The 19,464-nt window shown below is 44.2% G+C and carries 17 protein-coding genes; 3 read left to right on the forward strand and 14 right to left on the reverse strand.

Annotated features, from left to right (window positions below; all coding sequences use genetic code 11):
• Positions 1 to 29 precede the first annotated feature (29 nt).
• The 5 genes from pilQ to B3V56_RS09625 are packed head-to-tail and all read right to left on the reverse strand — an operon-like array spanning position 30 to position 4,921.
• Entirely contained in the window at positions 30 to 2,147 is a 2,118-nt protein-coding gene (gene pilQ, locus B3V56_RS09605) for a type IV pilus secretin PilQ (protein ID WP_289283032.1), read from the reverse strand.
• A gap of 3 nt (positions 2,148 to 2,150) precedes the next feature.
• Positions 2,151 to 2,708, reverse strand: coding sequence for a pilus assembly protein PilP (locus B3V56_RS09610; RefSeq protein WP_286303498.1), 558 nt, complete (start codon positions 2,706 to 2,708; stop codon positions 2,151 to 2,153).
• A 7-nt stretch (positions 2,709 to 2,715) separates the two neighbouring features.
• Positions 2,716 to 3,303, reverse strand: a complete 588-nt coding sequence (locus B3V56_RS09615) for a type 4a pilus biogenesis protein PilO (protein ID WP_286303497.1) — start codon at positions 3,301 to 3,303, stop codon at positions 2,716 to 2,718.
• Positions 3,303 to 3,863, reverse strand: a complete 561-nt coding sequence (locus tag B3V56_RS09620; RefSeq protein ID WP_286303496.1) for a PilN domain-containing protein — start codon at positions 3,861 to 3,863, stop codon at positions 3,303 to 3,305. The genes B3V56_RS09615 and B3V56_RS09620 overlap by 1 nt, the downstream gene beginning before the upstream one ends.
• Positions 3,863 to 4,921: a pilus assembly protein PilM gene (locus B3V56_RS09625; RefSeq protein ID WP_286303495.1), complete on the reverse strand. Its 1,059-nt coding sequence runs from the start codon at positions 4,919 to 4,921 to the stop codon at positions 3,863 to 3,865. Before B3V56_RS09625 ends, B3V56_RS09620 begins: the two co-directional genes overlap by 1 nt.
• A gap of 192 nt (positions 4,922 to 5,113) precedes the next feature.
• Between B3V56_RS09625 and B3V56_RS09630 the strand changes: the two genes are divergently transcribed.
• Positions 5,114 to 7,489 (forward strand): penicillin-binding protein 1A, encoded by a 2,376-nt coding sequence (locus B3V56_RS09630; protein ID WP_286303494.1) that lies wholly within the window; start codon positions 5,114 to 5,116, stop codon positions 7,487 to 7,489.
• Between the two features lies 1 nt (position 7,490).
• Here B3V56_RS09630 and B3V56_RS09635 read toward each other — a convergent pair whose 3' ends face one another.
• The 9 genes from B3V56_RS09635 to miaB form a co-directional block, all read right to left on the reverse strand.
• Positions 7,491 to 8,981 (reverse strand): M48 family metalloprotease, encoded by a 1,491-nt coding sequence (locus B3V56_RS09635; protein WP_289283031.1) that lies wholly within the window; start codon positions 8,979 to 8,981, stop codon positions 7,491 to 7,493.
• Between the two features lie 29 nt (positions 8,982 to 9,010).
• Positions 9,011 to 9,211 (reverse strand): 50S ribosomal protein L31, encoded by a 201-nt coding sequence (gene rpmE / locus B3V56_RS09640; RefSeq protein ID WP_007143969.1) that lies wholly within the window; start codon positions 9,209 to 9,211, stop codon positions 9,011 to 9,013.
• Positions 9,212 to 9,334: 123 nt separating this feature from the next.
• Complete coding sequence (locus B3V56_RS09645) at positions 9,335 to 9,856, reverse strand: class I SAM-dependent methyltransferase (protein WP_289283030.1); 522 nt, start codon at positions 9,854 to 9,856, stop codon at positions 9,335 to 9,337.
• Between the two features lie 59 nt (positions 9,857 to 9,915).
• Entirely contained in the window at positions 9,916 to 11,367 is a 1,452-nt protein-coding gene (locus B3V56_RS09650) for a TrkH family potassium uptake protein (protein WP_289283029.1), read from the reverse strand.
• A gap of 5 nt (positions 11,368 to 11,372) precedes the next feature.
• Complete coding sequence (gene lnt, locus B3V56_RS09655) at positions 11,373 to 12,878, reverse strand: apolipoprotein N-acyltransferase (RefSeq protein WP_289284215.1); 1,506 nt, start codon at positions 12,876 to 12,878, stop codon at positions 11,373 to 11,375.
• Complete coding sequence (locus B3V56_RS09660) at positions 12,878 to 13,744, reverse strand: HlyC/CorC family transporter (RefSeq protein WP_289244112.1); 867 nt, start codon at positions 13,742 to 13,744, stop codon at positions 12,878 to 12,880. Before B3V56_RS09660 ends, lnt begins: the two co-directional genes overlap by 1 nt.
• Positions 13,741 to 14,205 carry an rRNA maturation RNase YbeY gene (gene ybeY / locus B3V56_RS09665; protein ID WP_289284216.1) on the reverse strand — a complete coding sequence of 155 codons (465 nt, stop codon included), beginning with the start codon at positions 14,203 to 14,205 and terminating at the stop codon, positions 13,741 to 13,743. The genes B3V56_RS09660 and ybeY overlap by 4 nt, the downstream gene beginning before the upstream one ends.
• A complete protein-coding gene (locus tag B3V56_RS09670) occupies positions 14,202 to 15,179 on the reverse strand; it encodes a PhoH family protein (RefSeq protein ID WP_289283025.1) in 978 nt (325 codons plus the stop codon). Before B3V56_RS09670 ends, ybeY begins: the two co-directional genes overlap by 4 nt.
• 18 nt (positions 15,180 to 15,197) lie before the next feature.
• Complete coding sequence (gene miaB / locus B3V56_RS09675; RefSeq protein ID WP_289284217.1) at positions 15,198 to 16,538, reverse strand: tRNA (N6-isopentenyl adenosine(37)-C2)-methylthiotransferase MiaB; 1,341 nt, start codon at positions 16,536 to 16,538, stop codon at positions 15,198 to 15,200.
• A 125-nt stretch (positions 16,539 to 16,663) separates the two neighbouring features.
• Here miaB and radC point away from each other — a divergent pair, with 125 nt between their 5' ends.
• Complete coding sequence (gene radC, locus B3V56_RS09680; RefSeq protein ID WP_286303485.1) at positions 16,664 to 17,338, forward strand: RadC family protein; 675 nt, start codon at positions 16,664 to 16,666, stop codon at positions 17,336 to 17,338.
• Between the two features lie 101 nt (positions 17,339 to 17,439).
• Positions 17,440 to 19,458 (forward strand): TonB-dependent receptor, encoded by a 2,019-nt coding sequence (locus tag B3V56_RS09685; RefSeq protein WP_289283631.1) that lies wholly within the window; start codon positions 17,440 to 17,442, stop codon positions 19,456 to 19,458.
• Positions 19,459 to 19,464 lie beyond the last annotated feature (6 nt).

Genomic DNA, 19,464 nt, shown 5'->3' on the forward strand with positions numbered 1-19,464 from the left:
TTTTTCATTTTAACCGATAATGACTGATTTCAGTATTGAAATCCTTCTTTTACAATTTTAGGTGTGATGAAAACCAGTAATTCACGTTTTGAATCTGTTTTATTCGTATTTCTGAACATAAAGCCAACGTAAGGTAAATCACCAAAAAACGGGACACGCTCTACCGTGTCAGATTTTGTTTGTTCATAAATCCCACCCAAAACTACTGTTTCACCATTGTCAACTAAGACTTGTGTCTGAACTTTACGGGTATCAATACTCGGAATACCATTGAATAAACTACCAACGGCATCCTTGCTGACTTCTAAGTCCATCACAATACGATCATCAGGTGTAATTTGAGGTGTCACATCCAGCTTCAGCACGGCCTCTTTGAACGACACATTCGTTGCGCCGCTTGATGTTGCTTCCTGATACGGTATTTCTGTCCCTTGCTCAATGGTAGCTTGCTTTTGGTTAGAGGTAATCACTCGTGGTGAAGAAATAACCTCACCTTTACCTTCGGTCTCCATGGCTGATAATTCAAGCTCTAGTATCATTCCTAGTGGAAGTTTTGTTAAAGCAAGTCCTATGGTGCCAGAAGCATCTGTCACAGGAAGGTTCACATTTAAATCCTGACCTAATGTTCGTGTGCCGGTTGCGGGTGTGACCAAGTTTGGATTACTCACACCATCAGTCACGGTCAAGCCATCTAATGAGCCAGACGTACCCACACCCAAGGTTCGGCTACGACCAGAGGCCCCAAAACGAACACCTAATTCATTCTCAAAGTCATTGTTTGCAATAACAATACGTGACTCGATTAATACTTGTCTGACAGGTTTGTCTAATTGTTCAATGACTTGACTGATTTCAGTCAGACCTTTTGCCGTATCACGAATTAACAGAGAATTAGTTCTGGCATCAATCGTAATATTACCTCGGGCAGATAAGAAACCCGATTCTTTACCGTCACCTTGTAACAAGGTTGCCAGCTCATCGGCTTTAGCAAACTTGATTTCTTTAATCTCCGTATACAGTGGCTCTAACTCAACAAGTTGTTTTTGAGCTTCCAGTTCTTGTTTCTCTCTGGCGGCGATTTCTGAAGCTGGTGCAACTAACATCACATTGCCATTTTGTCTCATGGCAAGGCCTTTCGTTTTTAAGATGATATCCAGAGCTTGATCCCAGGGAACATTTTTTAGACGTAGAGTCAGGTTGCCAGTCACGGTGTCACTGGTAACGAGGTTCATGCCTGTAAAATCAGCTAAAAGCTGAAGTACAGCCCGCACTTCAATATTCTGGAAGTTGAGTGAGAGTTTTTCGCCAGTATAACCAAACTCATTGCGCCCACCTTTTTTCAACTCGTCATCGGCAACAGGTTTTACTTCAACCACTAATGTATTTTCAGATTGATAGGCAAGGTGCTCATATTTGCCTTTTGTAGTCAGCGTTAACTGCGTGCCGCCGTCCTTACTTTCTGTATCGATGAATTGAACGGGCGTAGCAAAGTCCATCACATCTAGGCGGCGATGAAGATTTTCCGGCAAAGACACATTATTCAAATCGACAACAATATCTCCACGTTGTTGTTTCACATCCATGGTTGCGTTGTCATTGGCTAGTTTTAATACTAAACGTGCCTGTCCATCGTCTCCACGTCGAAAATCAATATCCTTGACGCTGTTTAATGCAGAACCGGTAGATGTTTTATTTTTCGCTACATTGGCACTATCGATACTGATAGTCATCTGACGATTGTTTCGTGTAATGGTGTATGGCACTTTTTGCAGTAAGTTGATAACCATTCGTGTGCGGTCACCAGCTTCTACAGCCGCAATGCTTTTGGTGACGCCAACATTCACCTGTTTCACTCTTTGTGGGAGTGCATTTTTTACTCCAGCAAAATCAATCACAATGCGAGCTGGGTCATCAGTTGAAAAGCTGTGTGGCTCAGGAAAATCATCCGAGAACTGGACCAGGATCTTCGCTTTATCACCAGGCAACGCACTGAAATCCACAGCAGTTATATCTGTCGCAGCAGCGGTATTAGCTACAAATAGAGCAGTTAGCCAGAATAAATGATGTTTCAATCTAACGCTCCAGCTGGATTTGGTTTCTAATGATTGCTGTGTATCCATGACTTTTTGATCTCTCATCATTTTCATTGACTAGTTTACCTCTACCGCTGGAACGGAAGTCTCTCGTTCAATATATCCACCACCGCCCTGAGGAACGATTTCCTTGAGAATCAGCTTTGAGTCGCTGATTTCCATAATCTTACCGTTATTCTGCCCCATGTAATTGCCTGTTTGCACACGGTGAATAACACCGTCAGGTGCTCTAACAAGTGCCCAGACCTGCTCTTGCTCTAACGTACCAACATACTGCAACTGAGATAAGTCAAAAAACTCTAACACTTCTTTTCGTCTGTTTTCATCAGGGCGAATACCATTATCTATGACAGGTTCTGGTGCAGGTTGTGGTACATCAATAACAGTAGGAATAAACGGATCACGTAAACTTGACGCTGCATAAGCAAATTTTTCATAAGGCTTCATGACAGGTATCGGTTCTATATCTGATTTCTGTTGACTTTTTACCTCGGCGATATACACGGTTAAGTCAGCTTTATCCTGATCACATGCAGTCAAAGACAACATCACTAATAGAGTACCGATTACGTTTAATAAGGCTTTTGATGATGTGTGAATTGTTTTCATATTCATTGTCACTCTATTTATCATCATCAAAATAACGATATGTTTTGGCGGTAACATTCATTGTCATCTTACCTGTTGCCTGACTCATAGGCCCCATACTGATGTCATGAAGCGTGACAATTCGTGGTAACGATGCTACCCCACTGACAAACTCGCCAAATTGATGATAGGTACCGGTTACCGTCATTTGTATCGGCAGTTCAGCATAAAAATCTACAGGTCTTTCACCTTCAGGTTTGAATAACTCAAACTCCAAGCCGTTTATCAACCCTGTTCGGGTGATATCCACGAGTAAATCTGGTACTTCGCTTTTCTTAGGTAACTGCTCAAGCATGGAAGAGAACATCACGCGCATTTCAGCTAATTGCTCTTTGTAAGCTTCAAGATTGACAGCTTTAGCTTGTTTAATCTCAAAAATTTGTTTGAGCTCCACTTCTTTCTGTTCAAGCTTTGTCAATTCTGCCTGCTTATCTTTCAATATGAAGTAATAGCCTCCTGCCCAGACCAACAGGCATATCAAAACACCAGCAATAATTTTTATCGGCGTTGGCCACTCACCACTTTCATTAAAATCCAATTCATTGATAGAGGAGAGATCCATTATTTATCCTCCTGAGTAGCATCAGTTGATTCGTTTACTTCCACCGTAAACTGTCTAATTGCATTGTTGTTGCTGGATGTGCGTTTGATGACTTGTAAACGAGATTCGCCGTATTCCGGATTTTCATCTAGTTGGCGCATGAACACAGATACTCGGGCATTGGATTCTGCTGTGCCACTGAATGTGATGGTGTTCCCTGTCCGTACCACTTTTTCCAAATGGATGCCTTCAGGCACGACTCGAGCAATGGAATCGAAGACTTTAACCACTTTAGGACGGCTTTCCTGTAGATCTTGAATAACCTGCATACGTGCTAGCAGGCGTTTTTTCTGTTGCTCCAGATCTTGAATTTCTTTGATCTTGATATCTAACTTGGCGATTTCTGTTTGTAATAAGGTATTTCTTTGATTTTGCTCGCTAATCAAGCTATCGGCATAACTCATTACAAGATAAAAAATAAGGGCTGCAAACAAAAAAGTCGCGCCCATCGCTAAATAAAACTGTTTCTGCCGCTCTTCTCTTCGTTCTTCACGCCATGGCAGTAAATTGATATGTGCCATCAGTCAAAACTCCTCATTGCCAAGCCGCAAGCAATCATCATCGAGGGAGCATCATTACTCAATGCCTGAATCTTCACTCGTGAACCAAGAATCATTTCAGCAAAGGGATTAGCAATAGAGGTTGAAGTACCCGTTTCTTCTTCAATCATCGTATCGATACCATTGATAGATGCGCAGCCTCCAGCCAAGATAATATGATCAATAGACTGGTACTGTGTCGACGCGGAAAAGAAAAACTGTAATGCTCTCGTGACGGTCATGGCCATCGAACGTTTAAATGGCTCAAGCACTTTTGGGCCATAGTCGTCGGGTAAACTGCCATCCTTTTTAGCACGTCCGGCCTCCTGGTATGACATACCATAATGGCGCTCAATATCCTCGGTTAACATCCTGCCACCAAAAGTTTGTTCCCGAGTAAATACAATCTTGCCATCGACTAAAACATGTAAGGTCGTTAAGGTGGCCCCCACATCCGCTACAGCAACAGTTAATCCCTGTCCATGATGTGGTAATTGACGCGCGATTAACTCGAAAGCATTTTCCATGGTGTACGCTTCAACATCGACCAGCCTTGGCTTTAAGCCCGCTTTTTCTACGACTTCGGTACGTACGTCTACATTTTCACGTCGGGAAGCAGCCAGCAACACATCCACAGCCTCAACATCAGCAGCTGAAGGACCTAATATCTCAAAGTCCAAACGTACTTCATCCAGCGGATAAGGAATATAATTTTCTGCTTCCATTAATACGTTTTCTTCTAACTCACGTTCTGATAATGAAGCAGGGAAAGAAACGATTTTGCTAATGGCAGAATTCGCAGACACGGCAACAGCGGCTTCTTTGGCTTTGGTACCGGAACGTTTGACTGCTCGTCTAATCGCTCCAGCGACCTCATCTCTATTTTCAATGCGGCTTTCCACCACGGCATTAACAGGCAATGGCTCAACGGAATATGACTCGACAGTGTACTTCTCACCTTTTTTGCTCAGTTCTAATACCTTTACTACCGAAGAACTGATATCTATTCCTAGCAAAGGGGATTTTTTTCGTCCGAACATTTATCGCCTCAATTCCCGTTGATTCAATTGCATAAGCCCACTTAGCACTCTTACTTAAAGTAGTTTATTAAGATTATTGGGGTTGTCAACCTAAATATATCAATAAAACTAGTGATTTGAACTCTCTCACTGTTATTATTTGTGACTCAATATATACTTTCACATCATTTCTTACATAACAGCCAAGTCTACATGCATCGATTTATTCGTTTCACTACAAAGCTTATTTTAATTCTAGCGTTGTTGACACTTATCGCCGTCGGCGTTGTCTATTTCTTTTTGGCGCCGAAACTGCCAGACACCAATACCCTCAAGGAAACACAGTTACAAATCCCGCTACGGATTTTCAGTTCTGAAGGCCTGTTAATGGCCGAATTTGGTGAAAAAAGACGTATCCCTGTTGAGTACAATGAAATCCCGAAATCGCTTGCTGATGCTTTTCTAGCGGCGGAAGATGATCGCTTCTACCAACATCCTGGTGTTGATTATCAAGGTATTATCCGCGCGGCTTATTCTTTGTTAGTGACAGGGGAAAAATCGCAAGGTGGTAGTACGATTACTATGCAGGTTGCGCGCAATTTTTTCTTATCTAATGAAAAAACGTATTTAAGAAAATTAAATGAAATTATTCTCGCCCTTGAAATTGAGAAAGTTTTATCCAAAGAAGACATTTTATCGCTCTATCTGAATAAGATATATTTAGGCAACCGCGCCTACGGTGTTGGCGCAGCGGCTAATGTCTATTACGGCAAACCACTAGATAAATTATCTTTATCAGAAATGGCCATGATCGCCGGTTTACCCAAAGCACCTTCAGCATACAACCCTATTGCAAACCCAGAACGAGCCACTATCAGACGCAATTATGTTTTACGCCGTATGTGGGAAGTGGGTTTTATCAAAAAAGAAGATTACGATCAGGCTATACAAGCACCCGTTACGGCAAGCTATCACGGTCCGGAAATCAAAGTATATGCCCCTTACGTTTCAGAAATGGTACGTACAGACCTAATCGCCAAGTTTGGTGAAGAAGCCTATACCAATGGCTTTAATGTCTACACAACAATTCGTGCCAAGCATCAACAAGCTGCTAATAAAGCCATACAGACTGCACTGTTAGACTACGATCGTCGACATGGTTATCGCGGTCCAGTCACCAATATAGCTTTACCAGAGGACCTATCAGATCGAGCAGCTCTCGATAAAATTCTGAAAGACTACGACAATATTGGTCCACTAAAAACAGCCCTTGTGATTGAAACCACTGACGAAAAAGCTGAGTTATACATCAGGAACTGGGGTTACGCACATTTACCACTCAATGCGGTGAAATGGGCTCAGAAAAAACTGAGTACCAATAGCCGAGGCGCTGTGCCAAAGAAAATCACCGATGCGATTAAGGCCGGTGACATTATTCGAGTTGAACAATTAACCAGTTCGAACTGGGAGCTGGCTGAGTTACCCGAGGCACAGGGCGCACTGGTAGCAATTGCACCGTATGATGGCGCTGTCACCGCTTTGAATGGTGGTTTTGACTTCTTCAATAATAAGTTTAACCGGGTGACTCAATCTCGTCGTCAACCTGGCTCTGGATTTAAGCCGTTTATATATTCTGCCGCACTGGAAAAAGGCTACACCGCCGCTACCATCGTCAATGATGCGCCAGTCGTATTTGATGATCCTGGCTTAGAGAATGTCTGGCGCCCACAAAACTACAGCGGCAAATTCTTTGGTCCCACGCGCTTAAGAGAAGCCTTAATTCATTCTCGCAACCTGGTTTCTATCCGCTTGCTGCGTGATATCGGCGCAGACTATGCTGTTGAGTATGCAGAGCGGTTTGGATTTAAACCGGGCATGATGCACAAAAATCTATCTTTAGCATTAGGTAGTGGCAGTGCAGCACCTTGGGATATGGCTCGTGCCTATTCATCACTGGCTAATGGCGGCTATAGAGTCGAACCTTACATTATTCAACGCGTTGAAGATGCTTCAGGAAAGATTGTGATGCAGGCCACGCCAGATACCGTGTGTGAAACCTGTTTATTGGATGCCTCTAATGATGATAATGATGAGTTCCATGCCGCGCAACGCATCATGACACCACAGAATAATTACATCATGAACAGTCTATTGCGTGATGTCGTTAAACACGGCACGGGGCGTAAAGCGATGAGTCTTGGACGGAATGATCTCGCAGGAAAGACAGGAACAACTAATGATCAGGTAGATGCCTGGTTTAATGGTTTCCATCCGGAACTGGTCGCTGTAGCCTGGGTAGGATTTGATAACCCACGCTCCTTGGGGCGTTATGAAACGGGTGGACGTGCTGCCCTGCCTATGTGGATAGACTTTATGAAGGTCGCTCTGGAAGGTATGCCAGAATCTCCTCTGGAACCACCAGTGGGTATGGTGACAGTGAGAATTGATCCTGCCACGGGTTTGCTCGCCAGACCAGAAGCAACGGATGCAATATACGAAACCTTCAGAGAAGAGTATGTACCGAAGCGGATGGCACCGCTATCAGGACAAGGTGATAGCGGCTCGTCACCGGTAATTGAACTATTCTGATTTACCGAACTTGTTTTACTAACTGCCCGGGCTGTAATTCGCCGTCCGGGTAATCACCATTGAGTAAACGCAATTGCTCGATTGGGCTATTACTGATTCTGCTCTGTTTTGCCCACGCAGCATAGTTATCACTTTTACCCACCTTCACAATTTGAATTTTTAATTCCTGGGCTAGTTTCACTTCATCATCTCTTAAACGATGTAAGCTTTTAATCGTTGTCAGAAAAGCCGGATCATAGCTGCTAAACATATTGCTACTTTCAGTACCGCCAAAGAAAATAAAGGCTTTGTCATTCAGGTATACCACCCCAACCCTGATCGTTTTATTCTGACTTAAAGCAATACCGGTATAACCTGATAATCCATGACTTTCAAAAGCCTGGCCAGATCGGATCGTCGTGATTTTTAACCGCTGCTTGATAAATTGCTCAGGTGATAACTGACGATTCAAATCTGCCGCTCCCATCTCTATCACCGCTTCGCCATCAGGAGCAATCGCTTGCAAACTGTCAGGGTTATTGTTGATATGCCACTTCTCAGGAAAATCAACGGCAAAGTTCATAGATAGATGGTAAAAATGATTCTCAGATCGTATGCCTTGGTCCTCACTATCGCCAAATGTCATGCCAGCAATATGTTCCAAGTAGGCCGCTTTCTCAATCCGGCCATCAGCTAGTTTATTTTTACCAGCAGCAGCCACCACTTCCTGTAAACGCGTATCGTTATCTGGATGACTGGCAAACAGGCCATGATAGCCTTGATAGTCACGTCCTTGCTTCTTGGCTTCAGCAGCAGCAAATATTTCCTGGTTTTTTAACACAGAAATCACATCAATCATCGCGCTCGGATCATAGCCAGCTCTAGCCAGATATTCAGCACCCAAGCGATCTGACTCAAGCTCATGCTCGCGACCATACCCACTCAATAATGCACCGCCCAGCATGTTGAATATATTTTGAGAACCAGCGTTGCGCAGCTCAGGTATCAATAATGACCCAAGTGTGTAACCAATATTGGCAGCCTGCGCCGCACTCTGTTGTCTGACACCATGTCTGGCTGTGACATGACCAATTTCATGGCCAAGTACTGCCGCAAGTTCTGCTTCAGAGTTCAGGTATGCCATCAGCCCACGAGTGATATAGATATACCCCCCCGGCAAAGCAAACGCATTAATAACAGGAGAGTCTAATACCGTAAATCGGTAGACCAGATCTGTACGGTGACTGACAGCAGCCAGCTTTTCTCCAACTCCCTGCACATAACGTTGCAGTTGTTCGTCATCGTAGCGACCATATTCTGCAATGATTTTGGGATGGTTTTCTCTGCCCATTTGCAGTTCAGAATCTTCGCCAAACATGACGAAGTTTTGATCCCCGGTTACCGGGTTTGTTGCACAACCACCAAGCCCCAGAAACAACAAAGCCCCTGCGATTAAGCAGAGGCTTCGTATTCTGTCGTGACTTGTACTAGCTTTTACTAATACGTCAATCATAATTCAAACCATTCTGTGGTTCCGACAGATTATTTACCGTATTTCTGACGGAATTTATCAACACGACCCGCCGTGTCTAACATTTTTTGTTTGCCAGTGTAGAACGGGTGGCATTCTGAACACACATCCAGAGTCAAGTCTGAAGTGCGTGTAGAGCGAGTTTTAAAGGTGTTACCGCAGCTACAGGTAACATTGATCTCGGTGTAATCTGGATGGATATCCGCTTTCATATCTGTACTCGTTAATGTGTGTTTGCAAAAATCTTGCTGTAACCATAAGGTTACGAGCTTTAGAACCGCGTTATTTTATAGATCAACCCGACTTCAGGCAAGTTTATTTATAATAAATTATGTTTATACTTTCTCAGCCACCAGCATGGCTTGATTTCGCCAACCTAAATCACATTGTCCAATCAAGGCTTCCTCACGGTAAACTCTTACTTTAAGCGCGTTAAATAGTCTAAGCAACTCATTATCTGCCAATAAAAAAGCGGGATTGCTAGGTCCGCTATCATTGACCTTATCAAGGCAGAAAGTCTGGTAAAACAATATGCCTCCAGGTTTGAGCGCCGATATGATCTTTGCCGTCAGGTCCCTGTCCAAAAAATGAGACACCACAATGACATCATAAAGATTGGCTTCAGGCGGATTAGCGATAACATCACGCTGTTGGGTGTGAATGTCAGCATTTCTTTTTAAGGCCATTTTATCTAGTTGATAAATAGCAACGGCTGAGATATCCCAACTGTGAACCTTCAAGCCTTTTTCACTCAGAAAAAGACTATTCGCCCCAAGGCCACAAGCCAGATCCAGTGCTAGCCCGGTTATCGGCAATAAATGTTGATTTTGCTCTAATACCAGTGAAACAGTTGACACTGCATGTTCAGCATCTTGCTTTGAATATATGGCATCCCATTTTTTCTGCACATCCAAAGCTAACGACGCCAAAATGCAGGGGTTAATACGACAAGTAATGTAAATATTTCCAGACGTCCCAATAACATAGCCATAGCCAGAACCCATTTAGATGGAGCATTGATATCACCAAAGTTGGCACCAACTTCACCCAGACCAGGTCCCAGATTATTTAGACAGGCAGTTACTGCCGAGAATGACGTGACCACATCGAGTCCGGTCGACATTAAAAACAAATGCATGATACTGAAACAGAACACATACATAGCAAAAAAGCCCCATACCGCGCCAACCACTTTCGCAGGTAGGGCTTTACCATTCACCTTAATGGCAAAGACCGCATTAGGGTGAATCAGACGTAATACTTCACGGTAGCCCTGCTTAAACAGCAACATAATACGGATGACTTTGATGCCGCCACCCGTAGAAAAAGCACAGCCACCGATATAACTTGCCATCAATAACAGGATAGGTAAGAAACCAGGCCATAGGTAATAATCTGTAGTGGTATAACCAGCAGTCGTGCCAATAGATACTGTCTGGAAAACACCTTGATGGACCGCAGTCCACAAATTATCAAAGGTACCACTGAAATACAGATAACTGGATGTCACGACCGAGATAACACCGAGAATGGCCAAATAAGTTCGTAACTCTGAGTCTTTCCAATAATGTTTGATACTACGATGGCGCCAAGCCAGAAAATGTAGCGAGAAGTTCATACCAGAGATCAACATAAAAACGACGGTAATCATTTCAATCGTGGAGCTATCAAAGAAACCAATACTGGCATCATGTGTGGAGAAACCACCTATCGCCACTGTTGAGAAACTATGACAAATGGCGTCAAACCAAGTCATGCCACCTAAACGGAAAGCAATGGCGCAAGCAATGGTTAATGATAAGTAGATATACCAGAGCGCCTTGGCTGTTTCGGTGATGCGAGGTGTCAGTTTCGCATCTTTCATCGGCCCCGGAGTCTCAGCACGATAGAGCTGCATACCACCCACACCCAATAAGGGCAAAATAGCGACAGCCAAGACGACAATCCCCATGCCGCCTAGCCATTGTAAAAACTGACGATAAAATAATACGGCTTTGGGCAGTGTATCGAGTCCTGTTAGCACTGTTGCCCCAGTTGTAGTTAAGCCAGACATCGACTCAAATACAGCATCGGTAAACGACATTTTTGGGACTTCAGTCAAAAAGAAAGGCAGTGACCCAGATAAGCCTAATGCAATCCAGAACATCACCACCACGATAAAACCGTCACGTATTTTTAGCTCTTTACGATGGTGTCTAACAGGTAACCAGAACAATAATCCAATGATTAACAGCAAAACAAACGCCGTTAAAAACGCACTACTGGCTCCATCCTGGTAATACCAGGACACCAAAACTGGAGGCAGCATAGTAATACTGAAAAGTGACAGTAAAATTCCTAGAATGCGCTGAATCGTCAGTAACTGCATAATATTTAGCTCAAACTCGCTTGACGACGATAATAAAACCAAACGGCCAGGATAAGCACTATCAGAATAAATATTGGCCAACGCTTCGCAGTGACATACGGCGTTGCGCCCTGCCTTGGTTGAATGTTTGTCGTCAGCGTTGCCTGCTCAAACTGAGGCGTTTGTGACTGAATACGGCCTTTATAATCAACAAATGCTGAAATACCATTTGTCGTGGCTCGGACCAACGGTCTCTCAGTCTCCAGGGCACGACTTCGTGAAATTTGTAAATGCTGATGAGGCGCAAATGAATCCCCATACCAGGCATTATTAGTCGCATTCACCAGAATAGAAGCTTCCGGCAAGGCATCCAAAACTTCAAGTGAAAACACATCTTCATAACAAATAGAGATGCCAACTTGCTGCCCAGAGGCTTTTAACAGACTTTGTTGCTCTGGTCCTGGTACAAAGCCAGACATCGGCAAATCAAAGAAAGCAATCAAGCCTCTCAACCAGGCAAAAGGCACATAATCTCCAAACGGCACCAAATGACGCTTATGGTAGAAACCAGCATCCTCACCAGCCACCATCATACTGTTGTAATAGTCTTGCCCGTTTTCATCTTCAAAAGGCAAGCCTAATAAAATATCCGTATTGTGTTGTTTCGCTTCCTTAATGAGCGGGTCGATAAAAAAATCTTTCAGCTGATGATAAAAAGCAGGAACGGCATTTTCAGGCCAGACCACCAGTTGGCTGTCCCAATGTTGCTCGGTTAACTTCTGATAGAGTGCAAGCGTACTGACAAGCTGTTCGGGGCTCCACTTTACATCCTGTGGCACATTACCCTGCACGATCGTAGTGTTAATAGCTTCGCCTGAAGGCTGAGTCCAATCAACAGATTGTAGCCCTTGTCCTCCCACCCAGATGACGATAACAGGCACAATGAATAATGGCTTTTTATGTTTAAACACAATAAACAAACTGCTTGCCGTCAGAGCCACCAGGAAAGACACAGCATTCACCCCCACGACCGGCACCCAACCTGCTAATGGCCCTTCTATCTGGCTCACGCCAAGCTCTAACCAGGGAAAACCACTCAAAAACCATGCTTTAAATAATTCAAAGCCAAACCATATGGTGGGTAACAGCAGTGCGATATCAAAGAGAGTGAATGTATGAGAAGTGCATTTTTTGACTAGCCAGCCAAATAACGCCAGATAAGAAGCTAGGATAGCGACAAACAGAAAAGTCAGCATGCCTGCTAAAATCCAGCTGGTATGGCCAAAAACATGAATGGCGACATACACCCAGGACACACCCACACCAAACATACCAAGACCAAATAACCATCCGCGCCATGCGGCTTGTTTCGGTGTCGTATTATCCCAACTGGCGAAAAGCAAAATCAGGCTGAGAATGGCAATGGGATATAGGTTAAAAGGGGAAAAAGCCAGCGGCAAAATAGCGCCACCCATGAATGCAACGATATTTCCTTTCCAACCCTGCATTGTCAGCCTATTACTTTTTTGCATTATTCGGTATCAGCTTCTGGCTCTTCTTCAGGTGGTAAAATCACCATTTTCATCAGATATAAACGACGATTGTCGGCACGCAAAATGGTGAACTGGAAGCGATCAATCGTGATTTCTTCCCCTCGTTCAGGCAGGTGACCGAACTGATTAACGACATAACCACCCACCGTATCAAAGTCTTCATCACTCCAATTGGTTTCAAAAAACTCATTGAAGTCTTCAACCATCGTTAATGCCTTGATGGTGTACGTATTTTCATTTCTTTGCAGAATCGGCGCATCATCATCGATATCATGCTCATCTTCGATTTCACCGACGATTTGTTCCAGTACATTCTCGATCGTGACGATACCTGCCACACCACCATACTCATCTACAACGATGGCCATATGATTACGGCGAGCCCGAAACTCACGTAACAACACATTCAAACGTTTGCTTTCAGGAATAAATACAGCGGGACGTAGTATTTCGCGCAGGTCGAAATTAAAATCACCGCTGTTCACCACAGCGGTTAATAAGTCTTTTGCAAGCAAGATACCAATCACATCATCACGGTCATCATCCATCACAGGAAAGCGAGAATGAGCCGTTTCGGTGACCAGTTTCAGTGTTTCTTCAGGTGGTGCATCACGTGACACCATGACCACTTGTGAGCGTGGAATCATAATATCGCGGGCTTGCATTTGTGACACGCTTAATGCGCCTTCGACAATAGATAGCGCTTCTGAGTCCAGAATATGTCGTTCAGATGCTGAACGAATTAATTCAATCAGTTGTTCCTGATCTTGTGGCTCCAGAAATAAATTACTGAGCTTTCGCACCCAGGATTGATTTGCTAAGCGACTCGGTCGTCCTTCACTCATGATTCCACTCCCTGCCATTCATAGGGATTAGCTATATCTAATTGATGCAGAATATTTATTTCCAATGTTTCCATCTGTTCCGCTTCATCCGATTCAATATGATCATAACCTAATAAATGTAAACATCCATGGATCACCATATGTGCCCAATGATGTAACTCTGCCTTGCCTTGTTCCTGTGCTTCTTTTCTGACTACAGGTACGCAAATCACTAAATCGCCCAATAAACGAGGCTCTAATTTAATGGGTGCATCAAAAGGAAAAGACAAGACATTGGTTGGGCCATTTTTGCCACGATACTGACTGTTCAGTTCAGCACTTTCTGATTCATCGACTAAGCGTATACTCAACTCACAGTCTTCATTGACTTCGGATAGTGCCGCTTCAGCCCATTGAGTAAACAGTGGTTCATCTGGCTTTTCGCCTTCATAAACGCACTGAAAATCCACGACAACGCTCATGCTTTTTTATCAGCCTTATCGTATGCCAAGATGACTTTTTGTACCAGCGAATGTCGAACAACATCTTTTGCCTGGAAGAAAGTAAAGCCGATACCGTCCACATCCTTCAATACTTCAATAGCATGACGTAAACCAGAGCGTGTTGAACCGGGCAAATCTACCTGAGTGATATCACCCGTAATAACGGCAGTAGAGTTATAGCCCATACGAGTCAGGAACATCTTCATTTGTTCGGTGGTGGTATTTTGCGCTTCATCCAGAATAATGAAAGATTCATTCAGTGTTCTACCACGCATATAAGCCAGTGGTGCCACTTCAATGACATTACGTTCCATTAATTTAGCCACGCGCTCAAACCCAAGCATTTCATATAAAGCATCAAACAATGGTCTGAGATAAGGATCGACTTTCTGCGCTAAATCACCCGGTAGAAAACCGAGACGCTCGCCCGCTTCTACTGCTGGTCTGACCAGTACAATCCGACGACAAAAATCACGCTCCAAAGCCTCCACGGCACAAGCCACAGCAAGGTAGGTTTTACCCGTACCAGCGGGCCCCACACCAAAGTTTATATCGTGGGTCATGACCCGGCGTAAATACGCTTGCTGATTTTCGCCACGAGCTTTAATTAAGCCACGCTTGGTTTTGATCACCACTTCTTTGTCCGGTTCTGTCGCCGCGGATACATCTTCACCACCACTTTTACGAATGGCCATGTGAATTTGTTCAGGCGCTAACACTGACTGTGCGGTTTCGGCGTACAAGTCGTGAATCACTTCCTGAATTAAGGTCAGCGTGTCTGCCGGACCGATAATCTGAAAGTTAACACCACGATTATTGATTTCCACCCCAAAGCCACGCTCCATCATTCGAATATGTTCATCCAAATGACCACAGAGGTTGGCAAGGCGAGGATTATCTGCTGGGCTTAGCTCGAAGCTGATGCTATCGAGCGCTTGAGAGGTTTGAGTCACTATATAATTCCGATGAGCTTAAAGTGCAACGCTATCAGCGACTAATTCGCCGCGCAAGGAGTTCGAGAAGGCTTCTTCGATATACACATCGACAAACTGACCGATAAGACTGCTGTCACCGGGGAAATTTACCACTCGGTTATTCTCGGTACGACCTGCCATATCGCCACCACCACGATGTGCTTCGCGCTCGACTAGAATACGTTGTGTTGTGCCCACCATCGCTTTCGCATGTTCATCTTCCAGCTCACGCAAACGATCCTGCATAATTTGCAAACGGCGTTTCTTTTCTTCTTCAGAGACAGAATCCACAAATGCCGCAGCCGGTGTCCCAGGGCGAGCGCTATAAACAAAGCTGAATGAGTGGTCGAATTTAATCTCGTTGATTAAATCCATGGTCGCCTGAAAGTCTTCTTCTGTTTCATTGGGGAAACCGACAATAAAGTCACTCGACATACTTAAGCTCGGTCTGACTTCCAGTAATCGGCGAATCTTACTTTTATATTCCAATGCAGTATGACCGCGCTTCATCATCGTCAGAATACGATCGGAGCCAGATTGAACGGGTAAATGCAGATGATTCACCAACTCAGGTACTTCGGCAAACGCTTCAATCAAGCTGTCAGAAAATTCAACAGGATGAGACGTAGTAAAACGAATCCGTTCAATACCATCAATGGCTGCCACGTAATGAATCAGTAACGCTAAATCCGCAGTTTCATCACCTTCGATAACACCTTGATAAGCGTTAACATTCTGGCCTAACAGATTGACTTCGCGTACACCTTGCGCTGCCAACTGACGAATTTCACGCAGAATAGGGCCAACCGGACGACTGACTTCTTCACCACGGGTATAAGGCACCACACAGAATGTGCAGTATTTACTGCAGCCTTCCATCACCGAAACAAAGGCGGTCGGGCCTTCTGCTTTCGGGGCGGGTAAGTTATCGAACTTCTCAATCTCAGGGAATGAGATATCAATGCTGGGTTTGCGGCTGATTTTGACCTCTTCCAACATGGCTGGAAGACGGTGCAAGGTTTGTGGTCCAAAAATCAGATCGACATAGGGCGCACGCTGACGAATCGCTTCACCTTCCTGACTGGCCACACAGCCACCCACACCGATAACCAGGTTAGGACGCGAGTCTTTCCAGCGTTTCCAGCGGCCCAGTTGGTGGAAGACCTTTTCCTGGGCTTTTTCACGAATCGAACAGGTATTGAGCAACAATACGTCCGCTTCTTCAGGAATATCTGTAGGTTCTAATTGATGAGATGCCGCCAGGACTTCTGCCATTTTTGATGAATCGTACTCATTCATCTGACAGCCGAATGTTCTGATATAAAGTTTGCCAGCCATAGTTTCTGCTAAAGTCAAAGGGCGCACAGGATACTATTTTTTAGCTGATTAGTACATACAAGTGATTGTTTTTACTAATAACTGCAAATATAGTGTGGGAAGCAACAACAACAAGGAAGTGAATCATGGCAATCAAGGATTGGCCTGCCGATGATCGCCCTCGAGAAAAGCTTTTATTATCAGGTGCTAAGGCATTGTCTGATGCAGAGCTACTGGCGATTTTTCTGCGCACGGGTGTAAAAGGATTTTCCGCTGTCGACTTAGCCCGCAAACTCATCCATGAATTTGGATCGTTGCGGCGCTTACTGGAAGCGGATCAGCAAGAGTTTTGTCAGGGCCATGGACTTGGCCAGGCAAAATATGTGCAATTACAAGCCGTTCTGGAGATGGGCCGTCGTCATTTAGAATCCAGCCTGAAACATGGCGATGCATTTACCGATGCAGACACTACCATGCGTTATATAAAACAGCGTTTACGTGCCTACCCGCATGAGGTTTTTGCCTGCCTCTATCTGGATAATCAGCATCGTTTTCTACAGTTTGACGAATTATTTCGTGGCACGATTGATGGGGCCAGTGTGTATCCACGTGAAGTCGTCAAGTCAGCACTCCAACATAATGCTGCAGCGGTTATTCTTGCTCATAATCATCCCTCAGGTATTGCTGAGCCCAGTCAGGCTGATATTCACATAACGAAACGCATCCAGTCTGCACTTGACCTTGTGGATATCCGAGTACTGGACCACATCATCGTCGGCGATGCTGATGTAACCTCACTTGCACAGCTTGGCCATGTCTAACTATGTCAATTGCCTCATTAACAAATGAAATGACCTAATTAGAATAAACTCAGGCTCTCTATCATTGATAGGTTTACGTTAAACCGGATGAGAGAGTTATCATGAAGTCTATAAAAGTAGCCGGTCTAGGCTTATTACTGAGTCAAACCATTAATGTCTATGCTGCTGAAAACAGGTTAATTGATGATGCCAGTCTGAGCTTGGGCAGTCTGGTTGTATCATCAGATAGCACGGGGCCATTGACCTCGCGCAATCTGTCGACATCTGTTGATGTGCTGAACCAAGACCGTATTGAAGATCAAAATGTCAATTACACATGGCAGCTTTTTGACCAAATGCCAGGTGTGATGTTAACGCAGTTCGGTATGGGTAATGAGTCTGGCAAAATTTCCTTTCGTGGCTTTAATGGTGAAGGTGAAGTTAATGCAGTAAAACTCCTCATCGATGGTATTCCCAGTAATCAGAACTCCGGCAATATGCCTTCTCTGGAATTGCTGACACCTCTGGAAATCGAAAGTATCGAAGTCGTACGAGGCACGAATGACCCACGCTACGGTTTGCATAATATTGCTGGTAATGCTGGCATCTTTACGCATCAAGGCGGTAACTATAACAAAGCCCGCGTCACTTATGGCAGCTATGCGACACGAAATGTACAGTTTGTCAGTGGTATAGAAAACAATGGCTTCTCGCAAAATTACGCAATCAGTTATCTCAACTCAAACCGCTACCGCCATCATAGTGATATTGAAAAAAGTACTTTTTCCGGAAAATGGTTTTACACAGCCAATAGTGGGCGTGCCCAAGTTGGCTTGATTGTGCGACATGGTAAAGCTGAAGGTGAAGAAGCGGGTTACCTGACACGGGCTGAAGCACATGATGATCCTGAACAATCTCGACCACATAACAAGGCAGATGGTGGTGATCGCATGATGACTCAATTCAGCGCTCATCTGGATATTGATATCGCTGATAATCTTTTCTGGACCAGCAAGGCCTATCTAAATGAGTTAGATGAAGATCGTTATGTCACCTTTGCAGCAGGCGGCAACCATAACGAACGATTAACCGAAGAAGAACATAAAGGCGCTTTAACGACTTTAACCTGGCGACCGGATGTGAGCTGGGCGCATGAGTTCAGCCTGATGGGCGGCCTGAGTGCTGAATGGCAAAATAATGAAAGTCGTCGTTATATCGTCGACCTGGACCGAAGCCGAACATCAGAGACACGTAACCAGAATTTCGATTTTGATATTTATGGCGGCTTTATCCAGGCCATTTATAAACCCACTGAAAAACTGAAAATTGTCCCTGCTTTCCGTGTTGATACGGTGCGTGGCAGCTTAAATGACAACGGCACACATCGCGATATCAACGATTACGGTAATATCAATCAACCTAAGCTGAGCGCCGTTTATTCTTTTAATGATCAATATGCTGTATACACCAACTGGGGCAAAACCTTTCAGGTCGCTTCTGGTGCCGCCAGCTATAAACAAAACACATTATCAAACGATCTCGATGCATCGATTAACGAAGGTTGGGAAGTCGGACTTAAATTCACTCCTACAGACTGGCTGAATGGACGCGTTGCAGTCTGGCAGCAAGTCGCTGATGGTGAGTTTAAAACCAAGTTAGGTGACGCGAACAATGACAGTGAGAATATTGGTAAAACGCAACGTCGAGGCATAGATTTTCAATTTAATGCACAAGCCACTGATAAGCTGGGCCTCTGGTTCGCTGCCTCATTCCAGGATTCTGAAATCCTTAAAGCGGGTGCAGATAAACCACTTAATAAAGGCAATGAGATTGATCATGTACCACACTATTTGATTGATGCCGGCGCAGACTATCAAGCCACACCAAAGCTTAAATTATCTTCTTGGGTCAGTGCGCAGGATGATGCTTATTTAAATCAGGAAAACAATACTAATAAGTATGGTCAATACGTTTTGGTTAATGCATCAGCTAGCTATGCACTGACAGAAAAAGTCAGGCTCGATCTCGAACTTAAAAATATTTTTGACCGCTATTATGAGTATGTTTGGATGAACTCAGAATCAATGCATTCGCCCGGTGATGGCCGTTCAATATATGGTTCTATTCAATATGACTTTTAATTACGC

The sequence above is a fragment of the Methylophaga sp. UBA2513 genome, from assembly GCF_002341285.1.
Lineage (GTDB): Bacteria > Pseudomonadota > Gammaproteobacteria > Nitrosococcales > Methylophagaceae > Methylophaga > Methylophaga marina.